This window comes from Frankia alni ACN14a (assembly GCF_000058485.1).
Taxonomy (GTDB): Bacteria; Actinomycetota; Actinomycetes; order Frankiales; family Frankiaceae; genus Frankia; species Frankia alni.
The window spans coordinates 6,267,288-6,292,380 of sequence record NC_008278.1; the positions used below are offsets into that span (position 1 = coordinate 6,267,288).

Here is a 25,093-nt window from a genome sequence, read left to right on the forward strand (position 1 = left end):
ACAGTCCGCTGCGAGTCACGCGCGCGGGTGCGCCTGCTCGAAGGCCGCGCGAAGTCGCTCCGGGGTCACATGCGTGTAGATCTGTGTGGTGGCGAGACTGGCGTGGCCGAGAAATTCCTGGACAGAGCGCAGATCTGCACCTCCCTCAAGCATGTGCGTCGCCGCCGAGTGGCGCAGTCCGTGCGGCGTCAGCCCCGGGGGAACGATCCCCAGCTCCACACAACGCGCCAGGACCCGCCGCACCGTGCGTGGATCGAGCCGGCCCCCGAGCTGTCCCAGCAGCAGAGCCGACCCACTTTGGGGTGCGGCGAGGAGCGGACGGCCCGAGGTCCGCCACGCCCGCAGCGCACCGGCAGCGGGCACTCCGAACGGAACACTGCGCTCCCGGCCGCCCTTGCCCAGTACCCGCAGCAGCCGCCGCTCGTCGTCGATGTCCCCGAGGTCCAGGCCGCACAGCTCGGACACCCGTACCCCGCTGCCATAGAGCAGTTCGAGCACCAGCGCGTCACGCAGGCCGAGGGCCTCTCGCACGGCTGCATCGTCATCGCGGCCTGGTCGTGTACCCGTAAGGTGCCGTACCTGCGCAGCGGCCTGGTCGCCCGGCGCCTGGCCAGGCCCGGACACGGCGTCCAGGAGCTGACGCGCAGCGACGGCGGTCAGGACCTGTGGCACCTGCCGGACCGCGCGCGCGCCGACCAGCCTGGCGGCCACGTCGGTTGTCAGGAACCCGCGGCGGGCCGCGTAGGCCGAGAACACCCGGGCGAGCGAGGCCCGCCGTGCACGTGTCGCCGGAGCGGCACCGGCCGCGCGCATACTGGCCAACCAACTGCGCAGCACCGTCAGATCCAGGTCGGCGAGCTCCGGGCGTCCCTCCCGCTCCGCGTGCGCCCGCAGACTCGCCAGATCGGCGACGTAGGCACGGACCGTCTCCGGCGACCGGTCAAGCTCCGCGACCAGATGGCGCCGGAAGCCGGCGATCGCCGCGGCCCAGCCCGCTTCGGCGCCCTCGACCGCCGCCGGCCCCGAAACAGCGCGCGCGCTCGCCGTCCGGGCTCCGTCGGGGGCCGAAACCGCCGGAACCACCCGGCCGCGCACAGGACCACGCCCGTGGTGCGATGCCATGCGATGACCGTCTCCGGACCTGGTCGCCGCGTCAAGACCCGCTGACAGCGGACGTTGTGTCGCGTGGCGTCGCGTGCATGCGACGGATTCGGCTCGGCGGCATCGGCGGCATCGGCGGCAGCGTCGGCAGCGCGTCGGCTCCGCGGCACCGGCGCGACCGCGTCGGCTCAACCGCACCGGCCAATGATCATCGAAGAGAGACCCCGCCGGATCGGACAGCATCCGGACGGGGTCTTCGCTCAGCTTCGGCGAGATCGGGACCGGGCGTTGGACGGCGCCCGGCCCAGCGAGGTCAGTCGGTACCCAGTAGGGACGCTCTCGACCAGCCCCTCCACGGTCAGCGGCCCCAGCATGGCCAGCACCTCCTCCGGGCGCAGCCCAGTCCGCTGGGACAACACCGACACGCCGACCGCCGCGCGGGAAGGCATGGCGTCGAGCAGGCCACGCACCATCGCTGACAGTTCGTCGCGAGGCCCGGCGGCTGTCGGTGGGCGCTCAGCGAACCTGCCTACGGCCGCGATCTCCTCGCTGATGTCCTCGGCCCCGGTGACCAGCACGGTCTGCTCCCGGAAGTCACGGAGCAGCCGGTGGCACCCGGCGCTCATCGCGCTGGTGACGGGGCCGGGTACGGCCATCACCTGGCGGCCGAGGCGACGGGCGTGGGCGACGGTGTTGAGGGCCCCGCTACGCAGGCCCGCCTCGACCAGTACGGTCCCTCGGCACAACGCGGCGATCACCCGATTCCGGGTCAGGAAGCGCCGGCGGAAGGGCGGGGTCCCAGGCGCGACCTCGCTGACGACGGCTCCCGTGCGACCGATCTCGGCCAGCAACTCCACATGGGCGGCCGGATAGGGTACGTCGACGCCGCCGGCGAGGACGGCGACGGTCGGTCCGGCCGCGGCCAGCGCGCCGCGGTGTGCTGCCGCGTCGATCCCGAACGCCGCCCCCGACACGATCGCCCAGCCCTGCTCCGCCATCGCGAAAGCTATCTCGCCGGCGAGATGCAGTCCGTAGCTCGTCGCGGCCCGGCAACCCACCAGGGCGACCGCCCTTGATGCGAGTTCACGCAGGTCTCCGGGGCCGCGCACCCACAGGCACAGGGGCGCGCCGATCGCGGAGCCGTCGCCCTCGTCGCGCAGGCGATCCAGCGCGTCGAGCTCGATCGGCCATTCAGGATCCTGCGGGCATACCAGCCGGGCACCGACCCGGGACGCGGCGTCCAGGTCGCGGAGGGGATCCACGCCGGGATGCGCCGACCGCACCTCGGCCCACACCCGGGCGGCACCTCGCCGCCCCACCTCGACGGCCACGCGCTGATGTTCGGGTCCGAACACCCGGGTCAGAGCGATCCGGCCGAGGCGATCCGCGTCCGTCTCCACCGTGCCAGCGGGCACCGCCGGCAGCGGGGTGACGCCATCGGTCGGCTCCCCGCCGTCCTGCTCGGGCGACGGAGCTCCGAAATCGGCCCCACGCGCCGGCGACCGCAGCGGGGCCGCCCCGGGTGCGGGCCGGCCGGTCCCGGGCTCGGGCAGCTCGGAGGGCATGCCGGACGCGCTCATGCCGCCCATCCGGGCAACCTCAGGTCCAGCGCGGCACCGAACTGTTCCGGTCCGGGCGATGGTCGCCCGGCGAGGTCGGCGAAGGTCCAGGCCAGGCGGTGGACACGGTCAAGGCCACGGGCGGTGAGCAGGCCTGCGTCGAAAGCCCGCTCGGCCACCGCGGTGACCTTCGTGGGTAGCGGCCAGAGCCGACGCAACGCCGGACCGGGCACCTCCGCGTTGACCCGCCATGGGGTACCCGCCAGCCGGGCGCCGGCACGTTCCCTGGCTCCCGCCACCCGGGTGGCGACCTGCGTCGAGGTCGCCGAGCGGCCCACATCTGCCCTGAGCTCGGCCCGGCTCGGCGCGCTCAGGGCGACCTGGATGTCGATCCGGTCCAGCAACGGGCCGGAGAGTCGGGCGAGGTAGCGCCGACGCACCAGGCTCGGGCACTCACAACCCGTCCCTCGCGGCCCCCGGGCCTTCGCGCAGGGGCACGGATTTGCGGCGAGGACGAGCTGGAACCGCGCCGGAAAGCGGGCTGTCGCCCGAGCTCTGGCCACCTCGATCGTGCCACTCTCCAGCGGCTGGCGCAGCGCGTCGAGACTCTGCCGATTGAACTCGGGGGCTTCGTCGAGGAAAAGAATTCCGCGATGGGCCTGGCTGGCCAGCCCCGGGCGGATGACCGCCGAGCCCGACCCGATCAACGCCGCCGGGGTCGCGCTGTGATGCGGGCTGCGGTAAGGCGGGCGGGTGACGAGAGGAGCGTTGGACGGTAGCAGGCCGGCCACCGAGTGCACGGCCGTCACCTCCAGCGAGGCGTCGGTGTCCAGCATGGGCAGCAGGCCGGGCAGCCGATCGGCCAACATCGTCTTCCCGCTGCCGGGCGGCCCCTGCATGAACAGGTGATGCCCGCCCGCCGCAGCGACCTCGACGGCAAGCCGACCCCGGGTCTGGCCGGCCACGTCCGCCAGGTCCAGGCCCGGCACTTCGGCCGGGGTGGGCGCGGTGGGCGGCGGCGCCGTCACCTCCGGCGCCGCAGCTTCCCCACGCAGGACCGACAGCACGCCGGCCAGATCGATGGCCGGTTCGACACGGGCGCCGGGCACCAGCGCCGCCTCGGCCGCATTGGCCGCCGGGACCACCACGCGATCGACACCCGCAGCTGCCGCCTTGAGCACCGCCGGCAGCACTCCCCTCACCGCGCGCACACGACCGTCCAACGCCAGCTCGCCGATGAACACCCGACGCAGCAGGGACTCGGGCGGAACCACCGCGGCAGCGCTGAGCACCGCAACCGCCATCGCCAGGTCGAAGCCGCTGCCCGCCTTCGGCAGGGTGGCGGGAAACAGGCCGAGGGTGATCCGCCTGTCCGGCCACTTGTGGCCGGAGTTGACCACCGCGGCGCGGATCCGGTCGCGCGACTCGTGCAGGGCAGTGTCGGGCAGGCCGATAAGAGTCAGCCGCGGCAGGCCGTCGGCCAGATCCGCCTCAACCTCGACCAGATGTCCCTCGACCCCGAGGACCGCGACCGCCCGGGCTCGGGCGAGCGCCATCAGAACGCACCCCGAAGATGCTCGACGCGCACCGGGCCGACCGGCGGCCGCGACACCAACACCACGTCGAAACGCACGGAAGAGGGCGCGTGCGGGTGCTCCGCGAGCCAGCGGGCGGCCAACCGGCGGATCCGAGCCGCCTTCCGACCGACCACCGCTTCCGCGGCGGACCCAAAGCGCGTCCCGGATCGGGTCTTGACCTCGCAGAACACCAGATCTGCGCCGTCCCGGAGCACGAGATCGAGCTCGCCTTCCCGGCAGCGCCAGTTACGGTCGAGGATCGCCGCGCCCCCTGCCGCCAGATGCCGGGACGCGACCTCCTCTCCGAACCGACCCAGTGCGTCCTTCGCGCGCATCGCCACGCTCCCGTCCGCCGGGGGACGTGCGCCCGCCGGCCTGCTTCAGCGTCGGCGCTGCGGGCGGAAACAACCAGGGGTCTTGATCAAGATGTGGATGACGGACTTTGTCCACAGGTAGCGCGCAAACAGACGGGTCCGGTCGGGCACAGGCCAGGGGACCCCGGCGGAGGTGGGCGGCCGATGAACGAAGCGCCCCGGCCGGAGCGCCGCCTACGTAGTCACCAGGGCGAGGGCGGAGTCGAGGCAGAGCCGGCTGGCAGCATCACAGAGGGCCTGCGACCCACGAGCGGAGCGTCAGAGCTCGGCCTTGGTCAGCTCCTCCACATTGATGTCCTTGAAAGTGACGACCCGGACATTCTTCACGAAGCGCGCAGGCCGGAACATGTCCCACACCCAGGCATCCCGGAGGGTCAACTCGAAGAAGACCTCACCGTCCGTACTGTTCCTGACCTCGATCTGATAGTCGTTGGCGAGGTAGAACCGGCGTTCGGTCTCGATGACGTACGAGAACAGCCCCACCACGTCGCGATACTCGCGGTAGAGCTGAAGCTCCATCTCGGTCTCGTACTTCTCGAGATCTTCCGCGCTCATGCGGTCTCCGTGACGCCGTGCAGGCTGGTCGCAAGCACTCTGTCCTCCAGCCGCAATGATCGGGCTTCCCTCGTCGGCACCGCATGCGCGGCCACGTTGACGTACGACTTCCGATGCTCGTCACACGGTCCGTACCGCGCCAGCGCCGCCGCGTGGGCCGCGGTGACGTATCCCTTGTGCTGCGCGAAATCGTACTCGGCATAGCGCGTGTGCAACGCACGCATGATCCGGTCCCTCGTCACCTTCGCCACGATCGAGGCCGCCGCGATGCAGGCGGCAACCCGATCCCCCTTCACGACCGCCAACGACTCCGTACCGAAGCCGGCGACCGCGAACCCGTCCGTGAGCACGTAGCCCGGCCGATGTCCCAACCGCGCGACAGCACGTCGCATGCCGGTGATGTTGGCCACGTGTACTCCGGTCCGGTCGATCTCCGCTGCCGGGATCACCACCGCGGACCAGTCCGCGGCCGCTCGCAGGACCTCGTCGAAGAGTCCTTCTCGGACCTGCTCGGTTAGCAGCTTGGAGTCGGCCAGCCGGGGCGACAGCCGGCGCCTGCCATCAGGACCGAGCACCACAGCGGCCACAACCAGAGGACCGGCGCAGGCACCACGACCGGCCTCGTCGACGCCGGCGACCGGGCCGAGCCCACAACGCACCAACGCCCGTTCGTAACCGAACAGGCCGGCGTCGCGCCGGATCACGACCCCACGCGGCCTCATGGGGATCCGGGCCGCGGCGGGACCGGACTCCCTGCCATGGCGGGCGGCCGGTGGCGGCGCCGGGCCCGCCAGGCCGGCGGGGCCAGCGCGACGATCGCCACCAGGGACGTGTCGTCTGTCGCCGGCAGGCCCGGCCTGGGCTGGGCCGCCCCCGCACCGGATGCCGCCGACGCCCCGGGTGCGGTGGGCGCCGGCGTCGCGCGAGGAGCAACCGACGCGTCGGGGATCCCGCTGAAGGTGCCCGGTACGCCGAGAAACCCGAGCCGACTCAGCGGCCAGACCCGGACGAAGGCACGCCCCACCACCTTGTCCTTGGGGATCGGTCCGTTCTGGCGGGCATCGGACGACGCCCCCCGATGATCTCCCATCACCCAGAGATAGCCAGCAGGTACCTTCACCGGGCCGAAACGCTGGTAGTCGTTCTGATACACGTATGGCTCGTCCAGCGGGTGGCCGTTCACCGTCACGCGGCCCTCCGCATCACAGCACGCAACCGTGTCGCCGCCGACCCCAATGACCCTCTTGATGAAATCGGTTTCGCTTGGGGCCCCGAGGCCGAGCAGGTTCTGTGCACCGCGGACGAACTTGCTGACGACATTGGTGGGCTTGGGAACGATCGACTCCTGATGGTCGAAACCCGTTCCCTTGCCGTTGAAGACGACGATCTCGCCCCGATGCACGTCACGAAAGTGATAAACGACCTTGTTGACCAGCACACGGTCGTCGACCAGCAGGGTGCGTTCCATCGACTCCGACGGGATCCAGAAGGCCTGGACCAGCAGGGCCTTGATGAGCAGCGCCAGCAGAAACGCGACCAGAACGAGCACGGGCAGCTCGCGCAGGAAGGAGCCCCGGCCCCGGACACCCGATCCGGGTCGACCGACTCGGCGACCACTCCCCGGTTCGTCCGCGCCTGGGGCCGGCTCTCCGCCCGCGCCGTCGAGCGCGGCCGGGCCGCCGACGTCCTCACGGGCCTCTGCGGGGTCAACAGTCCGGTCGGACCGTTCGTCGGCGGATTCACTCCGCAGAGGTGAAACCCGCGGTGACCCCTCGGAGGCGGGGCCGACCCGTCGTGGATCATCGACGGGCCGGCTGCCACCTGCGTCTCCCGGCGGACGATGCCCACCCGGACTGGATGCGTTCACTCCGCCACCTCGCTGGATCGACCGTCTGACCTCATCGGACCGGTCGACGTGCCACCAGCCGCCCCATGCGACGTCGTTGCGGACCGTGCCGCCCATCTTCGTCCAAGAAGGGGGTCAACACGCGCACGGAGTACCGGCAAGTCGCCGACAATCGGCCCGGGCGGGGCACTGAGTGACTGAGGACGTCAGCGCGAGATCGGGTCCCGCTTCTCCTTGATCTTGGCGGCCTTACCGCGGAGCTGACGCAGGTAGTACAGCTTCGCCCGACGAACGTCACCGCGGGTCACGATCTCGATCTTGGACACGATCGGGCTGTGCAGCGGGAAGGTGCGCTCGACGCCGACGCCGAAGCTCACCTTCCGGACGGTGAAGGTCTCCCGCACTCCGCCACCCTGGCGACGGATGACAGCACCCTGGAAGACCTGGATGCGCTGACGGTTTCCTTCGACGACCCGCACGTGGACCTTGAGGGTGTCGCCCGGCCAGAACTCGGGCACGTCGGTCCTCAGCGACTCGGCGTCGAGGCTGTCCAGGGTGTGCATGGCAGTCGCTTCCTGAAGAGGTTGAGAGTGGATCGTCCGCGCCCTCGGCCCACGACCGCGGCGAACAACCCATGGCCGAGCCCGACCCGGACCCGTGCGTCGACAGGTTCCACCACGGAGACGTCCCGCAGGGATCATTCGACCTGAGGCCACCCGAGCCGGTCACGAACCGGCGGACACTGCATTGTACTGTGCCACACGCGCGGGCGACTCCGACCACGCACCCCAGGGCGGCCACCCGCCCCGGCCGTCGGCCGAGCCTGTCAGGCCCGAGAATCACGATGCCACGGCGGTCTGCGCTGACCGCCAGGCGTGGCGGCCTGTTGGACTTCGGCCGCGACGGCGTCGAGAACGGCACGGTCTGCGTCGGACAACTCGGCCTGCGCCACCAGATCAGGCCGCCGCGCCACGGTACGGCGAAGCGCTTGCGCCCGCCGCCACCGGGCCACCGCCGCGTGGTCCCCGGATCGCAGGACCGCCGGTACCTCGACGCCCCGCCAGACCTGCGGACGCGTGTACGCCGGGGCCTCAAGCAGACCGTCGGAAAACGAGTCGTCGGCCGCCGACGCGCTGTTGCCAAGCACCCCCGGCAGGAGACGGGCTACCGCCTCGAGGATGACCAATGTGGCGACCTCGCCGCCGGCCAGCACGTAATCACCGATCGAGATCTCGTCATCCGCCCAGGTTTCGATCACCCTGGCGTCGATACCCTCGTAACGACCACAGCAGAAGACCAGCCACGGCTCCTGCGCGAGCTCCTCGGCGTGACGCTGCGAGAACGGCCGGCCCGCCGGGGTCGGCACCACGACACGCGGGCGGCGCGCCGGGTCCGATGCCGCGATCTCCGACAGCGCCGCGTCCCACGGCTCGGGGCGCATCACCATTCCCGGGCCACCGCCGTAGGGGGCGTCATCGACCGTCCTGTGCACGTCACTGGTCCACGCGCGCAGGTCGTGGGTACGGACCTCGAGGGTGCCACGTTCCTGGGCCCGGCCCACCAGGGACAGGCGCAACGGCTCCAGGTAGGCAGGAAAGATCGTCACGACGTCGGCGCGCATCGGCAGCTCCCGGAGCGTCGGGGTCGGCCCCGAACCGGGGGCGCCCGCAGTGGCGGGTCGTCGCCGGCCGGTCCGGAGCGGAATCAGTCGAGATCGAGCAGACCGGGCGGTGGGTCGACGACGATCCGACCCGCCGCCGGATCCACGGTCGGGACGATTTCCCGCACAAACGGAACGAGATGCTCGCCCCCGCCCGGACGCCCGACAGCGAGCAGGTCGCCCGCCGGCGCATGGATGACATCCGTCACCCGCCCCAGCGTGGCACCGGCAGTCGTGACCGCTTCCAGGCCGACGAGGTCACGGTCCCACCAGATGTCGCCGCCTTCACCCTCGGCGTCCTCGTCGTCGTCCACCGGTGGTCCGGCCTCGGCGGAGTCGATGGTCAGCAGAACGTCGCGGAGAGCCTCCGCGGCGCCACGATCCTCGACTCCCTGGAAGCGGAGAAGCAGACGGCCCGAATGCCAGCGGGCCTCGGCGACCGTGAGGGGGGCACCGCCGCCCTCACGCCCGAGCACCGCACCCAGCGCGAACCGGCGCTGCGGCAGATCCGTCCGCACCTCGATCGTGACGTCGCCCCGAACACCATGCGGTCGGCCGATCCGGCCGACGACGATCGGCTCAGTCACGGAGGTGAACGCCGGGTGGACCGGTGACGTCGCCAGACCGACGCGTGTCAGCGGTCCACATCGACGACGTCGATCCGCAGTCCACGGCCGCCAACGCCGCCCATCACCGTGCGCAGAGCACGGGCTGTGCGGCCCCGCCGACCGATGACCTTCCCGAGGTCGTCGGGATGCACCCGCACTTCCAGGGTTCGGCCGCGCCGACCGTTGTTGAGATCCACGCGAACATCATCTGGATGATCGACGATGCCCCGCACGAGATGCTCGAGGGCCGCTTCCAGCACCTACTGCCCCGCGGCGGTCGGCGCGTCCGCGGCCGGCGCGTCCGCGCCATCCGCCGACGCGGCCTTCTTGGCCTTCTTCGGAGTGGTCGCCGGACGGTCCTCGGCGCCCGCGGCGGCCCGTGCCGCCGCCTGGAAGATCTCCCGCTTGTCCGCCTTCGGCTCGGCGACCTTCATCGGCGGCGGGGCCGGCAGGTTCTTGAACTTCTGCCAGTCACCGGTGACCTTGAGGATCGCGAGAACCGGCTCGGTGGGCTGAGCCCCGACCGACAGCCAGTGCTGGGCCCGCTCGGCGTCGACCTTGATGATGCTCGGGTCGGACTTCGGGTGGTACTGCCCGATGGCCTCGATGACCCGGCCGTCCCGCTTGGTGCGGGCGTCGGCCACGACGATGCGGTAATGCGGCTCGCGCATCTTGCCGAGACGCTGCAATTTAATCTTGGTTGCCACGGTGGTCGAACGGCTCCAGACGTGTCGGTGACCGCCGAACCCCGGAGGTACGGGAGGTCCGACGGTGGGAAGCACCAGCGCCGGAACAACCACTCGAATCACTCTCGTACAGCACGAGATCGGAGGGCAGCCACACCGACGCTGGCAGGCAGGGCCTGCACTAGAGCTTACAGTCTGCCAGACCGCAGCCGTCAGCCGCGCACCCGGGAGAGCACGGACTCTCCAGGCGGGGCCACGCCTGTCAGCGACCGCCGCGCGAACCTCCGGGCGGCATTCCGCCAAGGCCGTCCTGCTGACGCATGAGGGCCGCCAGATCCGGCATGCCCTCCGGGAAGCCAGGCGCCTTACCGAGGCGCTCCTGGGCCGCGGACTTCTGCGCCTTGGCCTGCGCCGCCCGCGCCGCCGGGTTTCCCTTGCGGTTCGCGCCCTTCCCCTTCTTGGCGGCCTTGCGGGCGGAGGCGGCCTTCGCCCGGGCCATCCCGCCGGGCAGCCCCATCCCACCCGCCATCTGGCGCATCACCTTGCGGGCCTCGGCGAAGCGGTCGAGCAACTGGTTGACCTCGGTAACCGTGACGCCGGACCCGCGGGCCACGCGCGCCTTACGAGAGGCCTGAAGGATCTTGGGGTCACGCCGCTCCCCCGGCGTCATCGACCGGATGATGGCGACCACCCGGTCCACGTCGCGGTCATCGACCTGGGCGAGCTGCTCCTTCATCTGCCCCATGCCGGGCAGCATGCCGAGCAGGTTGCCGATCGGACCCATCTTGCGGACCGTGAGCATCTGGTCGAGGAAATCCTCGAGGGTGAACTCCGAGGCCGCCATCTTCGCGGCCATCGCCTCGGCCTGCTCGGCCTCGAACGCCTTCTCCGCCTGCTCGATCAGGGTGAGGACGTCGCCCATCCCGAGGATCCGCGACGCCATCCGCTCCGGATGGAAGACGTCGAAGTCGTCGAGGGCCTCGCCGGTGGAGGCGAACATGATCGGACGCCCGGTCACCTGGGCGACCGACAGCGCCGCGCCGCCGCGGGCGTCACCGTCGAGTTTGGTCAGAACCACGCCGCTGAACCCGACGCCGTCGGCAAAGGCGTTGGCCGTCGCGACGGCGTCCTGACCGATCATGGCGTCGAGGACGAAGAGAATCTCGTCCGGCGAGACGGCATCACGGATGTCCGCGGCCTGACGCATCAACTCCTCGTCGACGCCCAGCCGGCCGGCCGTGTCGACGACGACGACGTCGAAGACCTGGCGGCGGGCGTGGGCGAGGGCGTCACGAGCCACGCGGACCGGATCTCCGACGCCGTTACCGGGTTCGGGGGCGAAGACTTCGACACCGGCGCGTGCCCCGACCACCTGGAGCTGGTTGACCGCATTGGGGCGCTGCAGGTCGGCAGCGACCAGCAGCGGGGTGTGCCCCTGTGCCTTCAGCCACCGCCCCAGCTTGCCCGCGAGGGTGGTCTTGCCCGTGCCCTGCAGGCCGGCGAGGAGGATCACCGTGGGCGGCGTCTTGGCGAACCGCAGAGTCGTCGTGCCGCCGCCGAGGATGGCGACGAGCTCCTCGTTGACAATCTTGATGACCTGCTGGGCCGGATTCAGCGAGGCGCCGACCTCGGCCCCCCGCGCCCGGCTCTTGATCGCCGCGACGAAGCTGCGCACCACCGGTAGCGCGACATCCGCCTCCAGCAGCGCCACCCGGATCTCCCGTGCCGTGGCGTCGATGTCCGCATCGGTCAGGCGCCCCCGACCACGCAGCGACGTGAAGACCTTGTCGAGGCGGCTGGAAAGGGTGTCGAACACGCGCACACACTCCGAGATCGCAGGCGGACCGCAGGCACCAGCGTACGCACCCGACGACGAGGACAACACACCCCGCGTCCGAACACCCCCGGCCACCCGGCTACGGTCAGCCGGCACTGGACGGCCCCTCGCCCTACGGCAGGCCCTGGTCCCGCTGGGCGACCAGGCACGCCGACGCACCGCGCGACGCTGCCGGGCCACCCCGCAACCATGCGCGGCCCGGCGAGGCATACCCGCACGGACGCCGACCAGGTCTCCTACCGGCCGGATCCGCCCTCTGCGCTGAGGACGGCGAGACGCCTCGCCGGACGCTCACCCCCCAGCCGGAAACTCGCCGAGGACGATGGTCGCGGCTTACCGAGGAGCCTCCCGGCTCCGCTCAGCGCTGAAGCCTAGATCACATTCAGAGCGACGGGAAGACCTTGACGTGTGACACTCCGTGGTCTTCTTGCGGCGCACGACGAGATGGGCGCGCCCGGTCCGTCAGACCGGCTCGCCGAGCAGGGCGTCAACGAAGGCCTCGGGCTCGAAGGGAGCAAGGTCGTCCGGCCCCTCACCCAGGCCGATCAGCTTGACCGGCACGCCGAGCTCGCGCTGCACAGCGATGACGATCCCGCCCTTAGCCGTGCCGTCGAGCTTCGTCAGCACGACGCCGGACAACTCCACCGCCTCGGTGAACACCCGGGCCTGGACCAACGCGTTCTGCCCGGTGGTGGCATCCAACACCAGCAGGACCTCGTCAACAGGGCCGTGCTTGCCGACCACTCGCTTGATCTTCGCCAACTCGTCCATCAGTCCGGTCTTGGTGTGCAGACGGCCGGCGGTGTCGATCAGCACCGTGTCGGCGGCTGAATCGATGCCCCGCTTCACCGCATCGAAGGCGACCGAGGCCGGGTCGCCGCCCTCGGCCCCGCGGACGGTCACGGCGCCGACCCGCTCCCCCCAGGTCTGCAGCTGGTCCGCGGCCGCCGCTCGGAAGGTGTCGGCTGCGCCGAGTACCACCGTTCGCCCCTCGGCCACCAGCAGCCGCGCGACCTTGCCGCAGGTCGTGGTCTTTCCGGTGCCGTTGACCCCGACGACGAGAACGACGGCCGGACGATCCGGCACCGACGTCCGCAGCGAACGATCGGTCGCGGTGCCCACCTGGGCGAGCAGCTCATCGCGCAACATCGCCCGCGCCTGGGCCGGAGTACTCGCGCCGAGCACTTTCGTGCGTTCCCGCAGCGCCGCCACCAGCTCACCGGTGGCCACCACGCCGACGTCGGCGAGGAGCAGAGTCGCCTCCACGTCCTCCCACGTCTCCTCGTCGAGATTGTCACCCGAGAGCAGGGAGAGCAGGCCGCGGCCGAGTGCGTTCTGCGAACGGGACAGGCGCAGACGCAGGCGCACCAACCGGCCGGCCGCCGGGGCCGGCATCTCCGCCGGGGGACGCTGCTGCGGCGGAACCGAGGGCGCGAGGTTCTCCGCCGGGCCCGCGGTCGCGACATCCCCGATCACCGGCGGACCGGACGCGTCCGCTCGGGGCGGCGCGGTCTCGGGCGCGGCGGGCAGGCCAACGTCATCGATCGTCCGGGTCGGCGCATCGCGAGGCACCTCGGCGTCGTCACCGACACCGGGAGACAGGTCGGTGTCGGACCGACCGCCCCTTCCGACAGCCCGGCGGGGGCGCCGCCGCACGGCACTGCCCACCACGAGTCCCATGGTGGCCAGTGCGACGACGGCGATGACGACGATCAGGATGAGGAGCTCCACCCCCCGATCCTGACAGATGGCCGGGGCGGTCCGGGGTGCTCACCCACCCCGGCACCCACCCGGGCCGGGTCAGACAGCCGCGCGATCCCGCAACCGCTGACTGATCACAGTCGTGACTCCGTCACCGCGCATCGCCACGCCGTACAGGGCGTCGGCGATCTCCATGGTCCGCTTCTGGTGAGTGATGATGATCAATTGGGACTTCTGCCGCAGTCCCTCGATGGCGTTCAACAACCGGCCGAGGTTGCGATCGTCCAGCGCCGCCTCGACCTCGTCGAGGACGTAGAACGGTGACGGACGAGCCCGGAAGATCGCCAGCAGCAGCGCGAGTGCGGTCAGCGATCGCTCCCCACCCGACAGCAGTGACAGTCGCTTGACCTTCTTGCCCGGCGGGCGGGCCTCGACCTCGATTCCGGTGGTCAGCATGTCGTCGGGATCCGTGAGCACCAGCCGCCCCTCCCCGCCGGGGAAGAGGGTGGCGAAGACCACCTCGAACTCCCGGGCGGTGTCGGCGAAGGCCGCGGCGAACACCTCACGAACCCGGACGTCGACCTCCTCGACCACGAGCAGCAGGTCCCGTCGGGTGCTCTTGATGTCGTCGAGCTGCGCCGACAGGAACGCCGCCCGCTCCTGCAGAGCAGCGAACTCCTCCAGGGCGAGTGGGTTGATCCGGCCGAGGCGGGTCAACTGCTTCTCCGCGGCGGCCGCCCTCGCGGTCTGCTCGGCCCGATCAAACGGCGCCGGCGTACCGTCCGGATCGTCGGGCGGAACCGGCACCTGCGGCCCGAACTCGGCCACCAGGTCCTCGGCTCCGATCCCGAACTCCTCCATCGCCCTGGTCTCGAGCGTCTCCGCCCGCAGACGCTTCTCCGCGCGGGCCAGTTCGTCGCGGTGGGCCGCATCACGCAGCGCCGCGACCTCGGCAGCGAGCGCCCGCGCCTGCTCGCGCACGGCGGCCAGGTTCGTCTCGGTCGCCCGGCGCAGGGCTTCGGCCTCCGCACGCTCGGTCGCGGCTCGGGCCAACGAACGGTCCAACCGATCCAGGGTCACCTGGGTGGCGTCCCCAAGCGCCGCCGCGACCGCGGCCTGCCGCTCGCGCACCTCGCGCCGACGGGCGGCGGCAACCCGGGCCGCGCGTTCGCTCGCCGCGGCCCGGATCAGCCCGTCCGCTCGGCCCTGCAGGCCGCGCGCCCGTTCCTCGCTGGTCCGCACGGCAAGCCGAGCCTCGACCTCGGCGGCCCGCACGGCCGAGGTAGCGGAGACCAGCCGGTCCCGCTCGGCCGGCGTCGGCTCGTCGATCTCCGGCTGCGCCGAGGTCGCGGCGAGGGCGGTCTCCAGCTCGGACAGAGCACCATAGGCCCGGTCCCTGGCCGTCTCCGCGCGGCCGCGGGCGGCCTCGAGCCGCGCCACCTCCGAGCCCGCACCGCCCCACGCCCGCTCAAGCTGTGCGACCTGCTCGGACAGCGCCCGATACCGGGCGTCGGCCCCGTGCAGGGCGGCCAGCGCCGCGTCGATGGCCGAACGGGTCCGCGCCACTTCGGTCCTGGCGGGCTCGAAGGACTCGTGCGCCGTCTCGGCCCGTCGAGCTGCTTCCACTACTCCGGCCTCCGCCTCGTCGGCCGCTGCACGCAGCTCGATCGCCGACGGCGGATGTGCGCTGCCCCCGATCGACGCTGCGGGACCGAGGACGTCGCCGGACCTTGTGACAGTCCGCAGGTCGGGCCGAGACCGGACGGCGAGCTCGGCGGCGGCCAGATCGTCGACGACGACGGTGCCTTCGAGCAACGACACCAGCGCGAAACGGAAGCGGTCGTCGATGAACTCCACCAGCTCCAGAACGGGCACGCAGCCTTCGGGGAGCGGGCCCGCCATGCCAGCGACCGGCTCGTCCAGCTCGCCGCGACCCCGGCCGGGACGCGGCCAACCGCCGGCATCATGGGCGTCGCCTGCGGCCTCGCTCCCGTCGCTCATGGTCCCGGGAATCACCACCGCAGCTCGGCCGGCATCGGCCTGCCGCAGCCAGGCGAACGCGGTCAGTACCTCGGTCGGCGTGGCGACCAGCAGCGCGTCGGCGGCCGGCCCCAGCGCCGCGGCCACCGCCACCTCGGCTCCCGACCGCACGGTCACAACGTCGGACAGCCGACCGAGGGGCACAAAAGAGGGGTCCAGGGGCGGGAGTTCGGATCGTCGCCCGTCGGCGGGGCCGGAGTCCTTCGCCGCACCTGATCGATGCCGACGGCCACCAGGTCCGCTTCTCTTCCCGCCAGAGGACCTCGCGGGCGACGCTTCGCCTGCGGAGGTCCCGTCATGAGCCCCCTCGCCGCCGCCCCGCGGGACGCCCGTGTCGGCGGTCGGCTCGCTGTCGGAGGCCCGCACCCGCGCGACGGCCTCGAGCAGAGCCGCCACGCCGTCGGCTGGCGCGAGCGAAAGCTGCAGTGCATCACGGCGCGCCGTCCAGGATGCCCGGTCCCGCTCGGCCGCACGCTCCTCGGCCCGCAGCATCTCCAGGCGATCGGTCGCGCTGGCGTGCACCGCCACGGCGGCGTCGTGCCTTTCGGCGAGTTCCTCTCGAGCGCCCTCCATCTGGGCGAGCTCCGTCTGCAGCGCGGTCGTGGACTGTGCGGCCTCCGCATCGCGCTCCCGCGCGGCCGTCAGGGCCTCCGTCGTCCGCGCGATCTCCTCCTCCGCGCCGGTCGCCCTCGACCGCGCGGCCTCGACCTGACCGGCGAGCCGAGCGAGCTCCTCACGCCGGGAGGACGCGGCGCGAGCGGCGGCGATCAGCTCGCGTTCCTCGTCTGCCAGCGCTGCCTCGAGATCCGCCCGTCTGACGACCACCTCCTCGAGCAGCTCGCGATCGCGTTCCAACCGCTCGGTGAGCGCGATCTCCTGCTCCCGGACCGCGATCGCCTCCTGCTCGAGCTCATCTGGATCACGGCGACCTCGTAGTTCATCGGATCCGATCCGCAGCAGCCGGGCTCGCTCGGTCGCCAGCGAGCGGGTTCCCAGCAACCGCTCCCGCAGGGAGGCCATCGCATACCAGGTCTCCTGCGCCGCGGCCGCGCGGGGGACGACGGCGGCAAGCTCCGACTGGAGCTGCGCCTCACGCTGCGCTGCGGCATGTTGCGCCGATTCCGAGTCGGTGAGCCGTCGCCGCAGCGCCTCCTCGTCCACGACGTCCGAGGCGATCGCGGTCCGGGCAGAGTTCAGCTCGTCCGCGAGCAGCCGAAGCCGGGCGTCTCTGAGCGATGCCTGGATGACTCCGGCCTTCCGCGCGATCTCCGCCTGCCGGCCGAGGGGGCCGAGCTGCCGACGTAGCTCCGCGGAGAGGTCGGTGAGTCGGGTGAGGTTCGCCGCCATCGCCTCAAGCTTGCGCAGCGCCTTCTCCTTGCGCTTGCGGTGCTTGAGAACCCCGGCGGCCTCCTCGATGAACGCACGGCGATCTTCGGGGCGTGCGTGCAGCACGGCGTCAAGCTGGCCCTGGCCCACGATCACGTGCAACTCGCGGCCGATCCCCGAGTCGCTCATGAGCTCCTGGATGTCGAGGAGCCGGCATCCCGTACCGTTGATCGTGTATTCGCTCTCCCCGCTGCGAAACATGAGACGACCGACGGTTACCTCGGTGTACTCAATCGGCAACGCGCCGTCGGAGTTGTCGATCGTGAGCAGCACCTCCGCCCGACCAAGCGCCGGGCGCGCGGGTGTGCCCGCAAAGATGACGTCCGACATGGTGCCGCCCCGCAACGCCTTGGCGCCCTGCTCCCCGAGCACCCAGGCGATGGCATCGACCACATTGCTCTTACCCGACCCATTCGGGCCCACCACACAGGTAATTCCGGGCTCGAGATGCAAGGAGGTCGAGCTCGCAAAGGACTTGAAGCCCCGCAGGGTCAGGCTCTTGAGATGCACCGGTCTCCGGAGCGGTGAGGAGGGCTCGCCGGACTGGTGACGGATGGCCGGGATCAGCCGACGTGGGAGTGCCCATCCTATCGAGCAACACAAAGCGACCGTACGGATACACTCCGCGCTTGCGTCCCGAACAGGGCCCGCAGAGCCGGAGAAGTAACCTATTACGCCAGGATTCCCGCAAGACCGACACTGCGGTCCCAGCCCCCGAACGGGGACGGAACATCGCAGCACTTCGGGGCCACGCCAGGAGTCCTCCCCCAAGCGACGACCCCGACGCCACGACGACCGCCCCCGACCAAGCAACGCCTCAATTACAGTATGTAGCCATTCGCGCACATACCGAGGCCAAAAAATCGCTCAGAGCCGGGCGTAGTCAGTACGAAGGGGCGCTCCGGTCAGGAAACGCCCCCGATAGCCGACCTTGCGGTTCAGCTGTACGCCGGCTCGGCGTCGAGTGCCCGGACATCCTCCGGTACGTCGACACCACCGACCAGTGCCTCGTTAACCTCGCGTACTCGGGTCAGTTCAGCCTCAAGCTCCGCAACTCGAGCACGGAGCCGGCGTACCTCGTAGGAGAGACGCAGGTCGCTGCCGGAACCGACGTGGCCGAAAAGGGCCTTCGCCATAGTGATGGTCCTCCACGATGAGTGACCTAGTGGGTGTCGGACAACACAAGATCCGAACAGATCAGAGTGCGCCCCAAACAATGGCCCTAGAGTCCCACGCCGAGTGACCGAAAGTCAAGAGCATGCCACATGCCCCCCGACTGATCCGGTGAACACGCAAAAACTTGACCGTCATCCTGACGACAGTTGGGCCAGCACAGTGTCCACAAGCAGTCACTTCCGGCGAAAGTCAGCCAGATCGCCCTGTGCCCTCTGCCACACCACCTCGACCCGATCCGTCCAGCCTGGAGTGTGCCCCGTCACGAGCAGACGGGCAAGATTCTGGCACGCTGGCGCCCCGCCCTCCGCAATCACCACGACAGCACCATCGGGCATATTGGTAGCCGTTCCCACCAAGCCGAGCCGGCGGCCGCGGGTGCGCACGTAGTCACGAAAACCGACGCCTTGAACACGGCCGACGACACGAGCCGTGAAGCGGACCACGGTCGGGCCAGGCATCGTCTGCTTGATGGGTACCTCGCTCATCAGCACGGTAGGGTACAGCCCATCGTGGACACCTCATCTCTCTCAGACATGGCAGGCCGATCGAGCGAGGCGCGACGGCCGGTGGAACCTCAACGGAAGCGGCCGCTGGGGCCGCACTCCCGCCGCAGGTCCACCGCCGTGGCACTCGTCTGCGGAGCCCTCGGGTCGGCGCTGCTGATCAGCGGTTGCGGACAGAACTTCTCCCAGGACGGTGGAGCGCTACCCGTCCCGCACGCAAGCACCGACGGCGATCGTCATGTGACGCCGGAACCGGTTGACGGCGCAAACAAGATCATTGGACCTGGCTACGCTCCGCCACGGACCTCCGGCCCCACGCAGACCGCGGTTCCCAATCTTCCGGGCGGCAAGCTCTAGCCAGGAAGATCTGTCATCTATCCACGCGAGCCGATCGCTGGCGAGACTCGACCGGACACCCGGTTGCCGAGCCCGAGATCGGCTCGCTCGCCGGCCAGGTAGCCCTCCCGACCGCCGCTGCCGGAAAGCTGACGCGCTCGCGGTGTACGCAGGCGCGGGTAGACGGCGGCGAGATGCGCGTCCACCCGCTGACTCCGGTCCGCGAGGACCACCGCGACCGAGGGGTGGCTCTCCAGGCCGTCGCGTTCGTCTGCCCGCTGCTGAGCCTGGGCCCGCTCACGCGCCGTCCGCTCCGTACGGGCCAACCGCTGCGCGACGGCCAGGGCGAACCCGGCCATCCACGACCGGCGGAACGCTCTCGGGTCCTCATGCCGCGGCGGACGCGTGACGGCCAGTCCGTGTGCTTGCTGCACAAGCACCGACGTGAACAACACCTGCACCCGGCGAATGTCCGCATCCATGCCGAAAAGGTGCGCGGAATGCTCCGTCCCGCGGTCACGGCGAACCGTGCGGTGCACGAGCCGGCACCCCAGCGGGGCCGCGATGCTCGCCAACAGCGAGACCTTGTCTCGGGCGTAGGGCGAGTCGAGGGCAACCACAAGGTCTGCGGCGGCGACCCGGCTCGGCGCGGCCTCCTCGATGAGCGCGCGGTCGATCCCGTACTGCGCGATGAGCTCGGCCGCCTTGACGTTGTACGACTCCCTGGCGGCCTCGGTGAGACCTTCGGCCTCCGCCATGGCCAGGAGTTTCCGCACCCGGCCGAGCAGCGCATCCGGATTCATGGCATCTCCGTCCCTCTCGCCTCGGGCGGCCACAGCACGACCCGACGCCGTCGGTGGAGCCTCACCGAGCCGGGAACATCCCGACTCGGCCCCGGATGAGGCGGCAGTGTGGTCCAGCGCGAGAGCGGGCTCTCACCGGCCTCGCGCTGCCACGTTCGCGGTCACCTCTCAAGGAGGCGTGCATCTTCGAACGTCTGATCGAATCCTACCATCTGGGTCGGCGGGGTGGGCGCTGGCAGGTGGGGCAGGTGAAGCTGGATCTGTTCATGAATGCGTCGCGGCGGATCGTGTCCCCACACCGGCCGCAGGGCTGCCCTGCGCGACCATAGACCGCCAGTGACCGCTCAAACAGTCCACTGACCCCGTCGGTCGAGACATACAGCCTGTCGAAGGACGTCCCACCCGCGTCGAGGGCCGCAATCATGACCGTGCGGACACAATCCAGCAGCCGGCGGACCTCGGGACGGGTCAACGTCTCGGTCGGATGGGCGTAGTGCATCCTGGCCGCCCACAGCGCCTCGTCCGCATAGATGTTGCCCACACCGCTGACCAGCGTCTGATCGAGCAGCGCCCGCTTGACGCCGGTACGGCGGTCACGCAGTCGCCGGACGACGAGGTCCTCGTCGAAGGCGGGATCAAGCGGGTCCCGGGCGATGTGGGCGACCGGCTCGGGCAGCTCCCCGCCGCCGACGGCGACCGCCAAGCCGCCGAAGGTGCGCTGGTCGACGAACCGCAGTTCCCGGCCTCCGTCGACGAAGGTGAAGCGAATGCGCAGGTGTCTCTGGTCCGGAGTCGTCGGCGGCACCACGAGTAGTTGACCACTCATACCGAGATGCGCGATCAGGGCATCGTCGGGTGCGGCAGACGGGGGCGACTCCAGCACGGGCAGACCCGCCGGCGCACCCTCTGTCCCCGGTTCGATCGCCAGCGCCGGCGCCGCGGCCGCAACCGCGGCCGCGAGGTCCGTCCTCAGCGCTAGCCAGAGGTACTTGCCGCGACGTCTCGCGGCCGTCACCCGCTGCCCGACGAGCAGAGCGGCGAAGTCGCCGGCGCCGGCCGGATGACGGCGCACGGCACGCGGATGACACACCGCAACCGAGGCGATCACCCGGCCAACGACACCGCGCTGCAGCCCGCGGCGCACGACCTCCACCTCTGGTAGCTCAGGCATGATCTCCGACCGTCGGGGATGATGTCAGGGGCGGAACCGATCCGGGCCATCCGTACGAAACGGGACGTCAGTGCATGACAGTCGCCGATCACCAGCGTCAGGGGCCCGAGACGTGCCCCCGGCTCGATGGACCTGCCACGGAAGCATCGCCGAGCACTGCGGGACCGGTCGGGCGGCTGTCTCCATCCTGCTGTGCCGCCGCGGCCGCTCGGCTCTCCAGCACTGCGAAGGCCGCTGCCGCGGCTCGCTGCTCCGCTTCCTTCTTGCTGCCGCCCTCTCCCTCTCCCAACGGCTCGCCGGCGATGCGCGCGTGCGCGGTGAACCTCTTGGCGTGATCGGGACCGGCCTCCTCGACTACATATTCGGGCGGCCCGAGGGCGAGCAGGGCCGTCTGCTCCTGCAACGAGGTCTTCCAGTCCAGGCCGGCGCCACGACCCGCAGCCTCGTCCAACAACGGATCGAACAGGCGATGCACGAAAATGGAAGCCGCGTCGAGGCCGGCCGAGAGATAGACCGCCCCGATGATGGCCTCAAGGGTGTCGGCCAGGATGCTCGCCTTGTCGCGGCCTCCGGTCGTCTCCTCCCCCCGGCCGAGCAGCAGGTAGGGCCCGAGACCGTCTGGACCGATGCCACGGGCCACGTCAGCGAGTGCCCGCATGTTCACCACCGAGGCTCGTTGCTTGGCCAGCTGCCCCTCGGGAAGATCAGGATGACGGAGGAAAAGCGCGGCGGTCACGACGAGACCGAGCACCGCATCACCCAGGAACTCCAACCGCTCGTTGGTTGGAAGACCGCCCTTTTCGTAGGCGTAGGAACGGTGCGTGAGCGCCCGGTCCAGCAGCTCCGGATCGACGGCAGCCTCGAGGACCTCGATCAGGCCATCCCGGGGCGGAGGAGGCGGAAGATGGCGCGTCATCCGGCCAACCCAGCCAGCGCCCGCCGCCGCGCAACCAGAGTCGCCATCGCAGCCCGGGTTCGAGGGACGAGATCCCCGCGTACAGCCAAGGACGCCACCCTCAGCGCCGCGAGCAGCCCGCCGGCCCCGGCGTCCACGGATCCTCCTCGGGTGTGCTCCGCATGGACCGCGATACCGTCGACCCCTAGCACGATCGTTCCCCCTCGCACATCAGGATCTTCCAATGTTCCCCATGCCGGATCCAGGCCGGCATCGGTGCCGCCGGCAGAACCTCGACGTTCCCAGCTCGATACACCTCGAATGGTCGACAGCACGACATCTCCGGTGTAGCCGTCAGTCACCGCGACCTCCAGCCGCCGGTCTGAGCCTGCTACGGAAGACCAGCCAGCCGCCGCCCGATCCTGACCGGCCGACTCAGGTCGGGCCAGGACACTCTCCACCGTGCACGGACCGGCATAATTCAGATCGAGCGACCGAAGCAGCTCGTCGGCGAGGCGCCGTGCCGGATCCAACAGCGCTTTTCGTGGTGCCACCAGCCCGACCCGGGGTGCCTCCACCGCGAATCGCAGGGCCGCATATGCGCTGCCCAGCAGCGCGGACTGGGCAAGCTCATCGGCCGTCACCCCTGTGGCCGATCCTGCGTCGCACAACACGACGCCCGCATCCTGCCGCCCGATGATCGCAGCCAGTACCGCTCGTGTCGCGCCCGGAAGCAGTCCGTGGGTGAACTGGGCGGCGGCGACAACCGACTCGACGGGTGCCACCGACACCATCGCATCGGCGTCACCCTCACGTGCCAGCCGGGCTGCCACCCGGACGCCGGCGTCCCTGCGCGAGCGGACCTGACGAAGGGCAGCGGGCCCGCCGGCCACCGTGTGGGTGGCGGATCTCAGCAGCACCCTTTCGCCAGCCGAGATTCCAAGCCGTGCCAGCTCCTCACGGACACCTTCGGCAGGCGAAACCAGGATCAGCACCAGGCGCGGGTCCGCGTCCAACGCGGTGGGCAACGCCTCAAGGAGGGGCCCGAAAGGGAGCCCCTCCCCAAGCAGATCAACGGCGATGCGGGTCACATCGGCTCAGACGTCTAGCACCTGACGGTCGTTGTACCGGCCGCACGTCGTGCACACAGTGTGCGGCCGGATCACATGCCCCCGGGAGCACTTCGCGAGGGTCGGCACCTTGGCCTTCCACTGCGAACGGCGAGACCGGGTGTTGCTGCGCGAGGTGCGTCGCTTCGGGACGGCCACTATTTCTTCTCCTTGCTCTCGTCAGGGTCGGACCGACCCTGATCAGTTCCCGTCGGAGCGCCGTCTTCCGCAAGAGCGGACAACGCAGCCCACCGCGCGTCGAGGCGGTCGTGGGAGTGATGTGGCCCGACCTCGTCGAGCCGTGCCCCGCAGTCCGCGCACAGTCCCGCGCAGTCCGGCCGGCAGGTGGGGGACAGCGGCAGGTCCAGCACAAGCGCGTCCCGGACCACGGGCTCAAGGTCGGCGTGGTCGTCGACCAGGACCCGCGCGTCGTCGTCATCCGCCACGTCCACGGCCCGGTCAGCGTAGTAGAAAAGCTCCCGGACCTCGACAGTGCCGACGTCGGACACCTCGTCGAGACAACGACCGCACTCGCCTCGCAGCGGGGCCACGATCGTGCCGCTGACCAACACCCCCTCGATCACCGACTCCAGTCGGAGATCCAGCGCGGCAGTGGCTCCCGCGGGCACCCACATCATCTCGGTCCCGAGATCGGCAGGTAGCGCCGCCTGTGTCCGGACACGGCGCATCGACCCCGGCCGTCGGCCGAGCTCACGGGTGTCGAGCACCAAGGGGCCCTTGGGCGCCCTACGGCGGGGGTGGGATCCAGTCATGGCGGCAGTCGAATTCACGTCTAGGTTCGGCTCGGGAAAGCCCGCAGTGGCGGGCCCTACGTGGAGGGTGGGACTGTTGCAGCGCCGGCTGACGACCGAGAAGCCAGCCCCCCGGCCGCCCTTCAAGGCACCCCGGAGGACCGCCGGACGCACCCCAGCAGTCGCCGACTACGCGTCCAGCGTATCCGATCGCGTCGCGACCCGACCGGCCCGCTGCCGGCGCCTGCCAGTCGGCACCTGCCAGGAGACAGGCCTCATGGCCACCCATCCAGCCCATTCCAGCCCCCCTGCAAAGTGGACTGGCGGGCGAGCGGCATCGGACGCACCCCGGCGGCTGCAGAAGCGGCTACTCGACCGCGCGCTCGCGGAGCTGCTTGAGCACCACGTCGGGCACGAGGTGCGAGACGTCCCCGCCGTAGCGAGCGACCTCCTTCACCAGGCTCGAGGACAGAAAAGCATACTGCGGGTTCGTGCTCATGAAGAGCGTCTCCACACCTGCGAGCGAATTGTTCATCTGGGCCATCTGCAGTTCGTAGTCGAAATCGCTGACCGCGCGCAGACCTTTGACGATCGACTGGATACCACGGGCACGACAGAAGTCGACCACCAGGCCGTGTGATGCGTCCACCACGACGTTGGACGGCGCCATCGGATGATTGCGCACCGCCTCACGAATGAGCTCCATGCGCTCGTCGATGGTGAACAGGGTGGCCTTGTTCTTGTTGATCGAAACGGCGACCACCACCTCGTCGAAGAGCTTGCTCGCCCTGATGACGATGTCGAGATGGCCATTGGTGATCGGATCAAATGAACCGGGACAGACTGCCCTCCTCATGATCGAATACCGTACCAGAGAACACCCTCCCCGTACCTCCGGTCACGTAGTGCACACAGGCCGTCCGGCCATGCAACCGGACCCGACCGGTGGGACCTTTCGACCACGCAGACACCGTCCGCAGCCAGCCATGCGCTGCCGCGGAGCTTTGCGAGTACTTCGCCGAGCTCGACGTCGCTCATCGCATAGGGCGGATCGAGAAACATCACATCGTAGGGATCCCCGGAAGTGTTCTGCACCACACGCGCTACCGAGGCCTGGATGATCTCTGCGCCCGAAAGACCCAGGGCAGTCACGTTTCGCCGCAGGGCTCGGACCGCTGCCGGGTCATGGTCGACAAGAAGCGCGTGCGCCGCGCCACGGGACAACGCCTCCAGGCCCACCGCACCCGAGCCCGCGTAGAGATCCGCGACCCGGGCACCCGGCAGGTCGACACACGTCGACAGCGTGTTGAACAGACCCTCGCGGGCGCGATCGGATGTCGGCCGGGTGGCTCGACCTGCGGGAACGAGGAGTTGGCGTCCACCTGCGGTTCCACCGATAATTCGCGTCATCGAGGCGC

At 70.4% G+C, this 25,093-nt stretch carries 25 protein-coding genes; all 25 read right to left on the reverse strand.

What is annotated here, in order from left to right; translation table 11 throughout:
• Positions 1 to 15: 15 nt before the first annotated feature.
• On the reverse strand, positions 16 to 1,122 hold the full coding sequence (locus tag FRAAL_RS25195) for a tyrosine-type recombinase/integrase (protein ID WP_050997249.1): 1,107 nt from the start codon (positions 1,120 to 1,122) through the stop codon (positions 16 to 18).
• A gap of 239 nt (positions 1,123 to 1,361) precedes the next feature.
• Complete coding sequence (gene dprA / locus FRAAL_RS25200; RefSeq protein ID WP_011606855.1) at positions 1,362 to 2,690, reverse strand: DNA-processing protein DprA; 1,329 nt, start codon at positions 2,688 to 2,690, stop codon at positions 1,362 to 1,364.
• Positions 2,678 to 4,216, reverse strand: coding sequence for a YifB family Mg chelatase-like AAA ATPase (locus tag FRAAL_RS25205; RefSeq protein ID WP_011606856.1), 1,539 nt, complete (start codon positions 4,214 to 4,216; stop codon positions 2,678 to 2,680). The genes dprA and FRAAL_RS25205 overlap by 13 nt, the downstream gene beginning before the upstream one ends.
• Positions 4,216 to 4,572 carry a YraN family protein gene (locus FRAAL_RS25210; protein WP_041940994.1) on the reverse strand — a complete coding sequence of 119 codons (357 nt, stop codon included), beginning with the start codon at positions 4,570 to 4,572 and terminating at the stop codon, positions 4,216 to 4,218. The genes FRAAL_RS25205 and FRAAL_RS25210 overlap by 1 nt, the downstream gene beginning before the upstream one ends.
• A 297-nt stretch (positions 4,573 to 4,869) precedes the next feature.
• On the reverse strand, positions 4,870 to 5,166 hold the full coding sequence (locus FRAAL_RS25215; protein ID WP_011606858.1) for a DUF2469 domain-containing protein: 297 nt from the start codon (positions 5,164 to 5,166) through the stop codon (positions 4,870 to 4,872).
• Positions 5,163 to 5,888 carry a ribonuclease HII gene (locus FRAAL_RS25220; protein ID WP_011606859.1) on the reverse strand — a complete coding sequence of 242 codons (726 nt, stop codon included), beginning with the start codon at positions 5,886 to 5,888 and terminating at the stop codon, positions 5,163 to 5,165. Before FRAAL_RS25220 ends, FRAAL_RS25215 begins: the two co-directional genes overlap by 4 nt.
• On the reverse strand, positions 5,885 to 6,715 hold the full coding sequence (gene lepB, locus FRAAL_RS25225; RefSeq protein WP_231861345.1) for a signal peptidase I: 831 nt from the start codon (positions 6,713 to 6,715) through the stop codon (positions 5,885 to 5,887). Before lepB ends, FRAAL_RS25220 begins: the two co-directional genes overlap by 4 nt.
• Positions 6,716 to 7,218: 503 nt before the next feature.
• On the reverse strand, positions 7,219 to 7,575 hold the full coding sequence (gene rplS, locus FRAAL_RS25230) for a 50S ribosomal protein L19 (RefSeq protein WP_011606861.1): 357 nt from the start codon (positions 7,573 to 7,575) through the stop codon (positions 7,219 to 7,221).
• A gap of 263 nt (positions 7,576 to 7,838) precedes the next feature.
• The gene (gene trmD / locus FRAAL_RS25235; protein ID WP_011606862.1) at positions 7,839 to 8,633 is read right to left on the reverse strand and encodes a tRNA (guanosine(37)-N1)-methyltransferase TrmD; all 795 of its coding nucleotides are present in this window, start codon (positions 8,631 to 8,633) and stop codon (positions 7,839 to 7,841) included.
• A gap of 83 nt (positions 8,634 to 8,716) precedes the next feature.
• Positions 8,717 to 9,259, reverse strand: coding sequence for a ribosome maturation factor RimM (rimM, locus tag FRAAL_RS25240; protein WP_011606863.1), 543 nt, complete (start codon positions 9,257 to 9,259; stop codon positions 8,717 to 8,719).
• Between the two features lie 47 nt (positions 9,260 to 9,306).
• Positions 9,307 to 9,540 carry an RNA-binding protein gene (locus tag FRAAL_RS25245; RefSeq protein ID WP_009742328.1) on the reverse strand — a complete coding sequence of 78 codons (234 nt, stop codon included), beginning with the start codon at positions 9,538 to 9,540 and terminating at the stop codon, positions 9,307 to 9,309.
• On the reverse strand, positions 9,541 to 9,987 hold the full coding sequence (gene rpsP, locus FRAAL_RS25250) for a 30S ribosomal protein S16 (protein ID WP_011606864.1): 447 nt from the start codon (positions 9,985 to 9,987) through the stop codon (positions 9,541 to 9,543).
• Positions 9,988 to 10,228: 241 nt separating this feature from the next.
• Positions 10,229 to 11,782, reverse strand: coding sequence for a signal recognition particle protein (gene ffh, locus FRAAL_RS25255; RefSeq protein WP_011606865.1), 1,554 nt, complete (start codon positions 11,780 to 11,782; stop codon positions 10,229 to 10,231).
• Positions 11,783 to 12,265: 483 nt separating this feature from the next.
• Positions 12,266 to 13,534: a signal recognition particle-docking protein FtsY gene (gene ftsY, locus FRAAL_RS25260; protein WP_011606867.1), complete on the reverse strand. Its 1,269-nt coding sequence runs from the start codon at positions 13,532 to 13,534 to the stop codon at positions 12,266 to 12,268.
• Between the two features lie 69 nt (positions 13,535 to 13,603).
• On the reverse strand, positions 13,604 to 17,440 hold the full coding sequence (locus FRAAL_RS25265) for an AAA family ATPase (RefSeq protein WP_041939760.1): 3,837 nt from the start codon (positions 17,438 to 17,440) through the stop codon (positions 13,604 to 13,606).
• A gap of 428 nt (positions 17,441 to 17,868) precedes the next feature.
• Positions 17,869 to 18,066, reverse strand: coding sequence for a hypothetical protein (locus FRAAL_RS25270; RefSeq protein WP_011606869.1), 198 nt, complete (start codon positions 18,064 to 18,066; stop codon positions 17,869 to 17,871).
• Positions 18,067 to 18,279: 213 nt separating this feature from the next.
• Entirely contained in the window at positions 18,280 to 18,591 is a 312-nt protein-coding gene (locus FRAAL_RS25275; protein WP_041940996.1) for an acylphosphatase, read from the reverse strand.
• A 392-nt stretch (positions 18,592 to 18,983) separates the two neighbouring features.
• Positions 18,984 to 19,748, reverse strand: coding sequence for a DUF2786 domain-containing protein (locus tag FRAAL_RS25280; RefSeq protein ID WP_041939761.1), 765 nt, complete (start codon positions 19,746 to 19,748; stop codon positions 18,984 to 18,986).
• Between the two features lie 205 nt (positions 19,749 to 19,953).
• A complete protein-coding gene (gene mutM, locus FRAAL_RS25285) occupies positions 19,954 to 20,919 on the reverse strand; it encodes a bifunctional DNA-formamidopyrimidine glycosylase/DNA-(apurinic or apyrimidinic site) lyase (RefSeq protein WP_011606874.1) in 966 nt (321 codons plus the stop codon).
• A 97-nt stretch (positions 20,920 to 21,016) separates the two neighbouring features.
• On the reverse strand, positions 21,017 to 21,835 hold the full coding sequence (gene rnc / locus FRAAL_RS25290) for a ribonuclease III (RefSeq protein WP_011606876.1): 819 nt from the start codon (positions 21,833 to 21,835) through the stop codon (positions 21,017 to 21,019).
• On the reverse strand, positions 21,832 to 22,905 hold the full coding sequence (locus FRAAL_RS25295; protein WP_011606877.1) for a phosphate acetyl/acyltransferase: 1,074 nt from the start codon (positions 22,903 to 22,905) through the stop codon (positions 21,832 to 21,834). Before FRAAL_RS25295 ends, rnc begins: the two co-directional genes overlap by 4 nt.
• 6 nt (positions 22,906 to 22,911) lie before the next feature.
• A complete protein-coding gene (gene rpmF / locus FRAAL_RS32125; protein WP_009742317.1) occupies positions 22,912 to 23,082 on the reverse strand; it encodes a 50S ribosomal protein L32 in 171 nt (56 codons plus the stop codon).
• Positions 23,082 to 23,696: a YceD family protein gene (locus FRAAL_RS25300; RefSeq protein WP_041939762.1), complete on the reverse strand. Its 615-nt coding sequence runs from the start codon at positions 23,694 to 23,696 to the stop codon at positions 23,082 to 23,084. Before FRAAL_RS25300 ends, rpmF begins: the two co-directional genes overlap by 1 nt.
• 346 nt (positions 23,697 to 24,042) lie before the next feature.
• A complete protein-coding gene (gene coaD / locus FRAAL_RS25305) occupies positions 24,043 to 24,531 on the reverse strand; it encodes a pantetheine-phosphate adenylyltransferase (RefSeq protein ID WP_011606879.1) in 489 nt (162 codons plus the stop codon).
• On the reverse strand, positions 24,528 to 25,085 hold the full coding sequence (gene rsmD / locus FRAAL_RS32130) for a 16S rRNA (guanine(966)-N(2))-methyltransferase RsmD (RefSeq protein ID WP_083867048.1): 558 nt from the start codon (positions 25,083 to 25,085) through the stop codon (positions 24,528 to 24,530). The genes coaD and rsmD overlap by 4 nt, the downstream gene beginning before the upstream one ends.
• Positions 25,086 to 25,093 lie beyond the last annotated feature (8 nt).

Coding starts and splice junctions, on each gene's coding strand:
- FRAAL_RS25195 (WP_050997249.1), bottom strand. CDS start 1,122: ATGGCATCGCACCACGGGCGTGGTCCTGTGCGCGGCCGGGTGGTTCCG.
- dprA (WP_011606855.1), bottom strand. CDS start 2,690: ATGGGCGGCATGAGCGCGTCCGGCATGCCCTCCGAGCTGCCCGAGCCC.
- FRAAL_RS25205 (WP_011606856.1), bottom strand. CDS start 4,216: ATGGCGCTCGCCCGAGCCCGGGCGGTCGCGGTCCTCGGGGTCGAGGGA.
- FRAAL_RS25210 (WP_041940994.1), bottom strand. CDS start 4,572: ATGCGCGCGAAGGACGCACTGGGTCGGTTCGGAGAGGAGGTCGCGTCC.
- FRAAL_RS25215 (WP_011606858.1), bottom strand. CDS start 5,166: ATGAGCGCGGAAGATCTCGAGAAGTACGAGACCGAGATGGAGCTTCAG.
- FRAAL_RS25220 (WP_011606859.1), bottom strand. CDS start 5,888: ATGAGGCCGCGTGGGGTCGTGATCCGGCGCGACGCCGGCCTGTTCGGT.
- rplS (WP_011606861.1), bottom strand. CDS start 7,575: ATGCACACCCTGGACAGCCTCGACGCCGAGTCGCTGAGGACCGACGTG.
- trmD (WP_011606862.1), bottom strand. CDS start 8,633: ATGCGCGCCGACGTCGTGACGATCTTTCCTGCCTACCTGGAGCCGTTG.
- FRAAL_RS25270 (WP_011606869.1), bottom strand. CDS start 18,066: ATGGCGAAGGCCCTTTTCGGCCACGTCGGTTCCGGCAGCGACCTGCGT.
- FRAAL_RS25275 (WP_041940996.1), bottom strand. CDS start 18,591: ATGAGCGAGGTACCCATCAAGCAGACGATGCCTGGCCCGACCGTGGTC.
- FRAAL_RS25280 (WP_041939761.1), bottom strand. CDS start 19,748: ATGAATCCGGATGCGCTGCTCGGCCGGGTGCGGAAACTCCTGGCCATG.
- mutM (WP_011606874.1), bottom strand. CDS start 20,919: ATGCCTGAGCTACCAGAGGTGGAGGTCGTGCGCCGCGGGCTGCAGCGC.
- rnc (WP_011606876.1), bottom strand. CDS start 21,835: ATGACGCGCCATCTTCCGCCTCCTCCGCCCCGGGATGGCCTGATCGAG.
- FRAAL_RS25300 (WP_041939762.1), bottom strand. CDS start 23,696: ATGACTGGATCCCACCCCCGCCGTAGGGCGCCCAAGGGCCCCTTGGTG.
- coaD (WP_011606879.1), bottom strand. CDS start 24,531: ATGAGGAGGGCAGTCTGTCCCGGTTCATTTGATCCGATCACCAATGGC.
- rsmD (WP_083867048.1), bottom strand. CDS start 25,085: ATGACGCGAATTATCGGTGGAACCGCAGGTGGACGCCAACTCCTCGTT.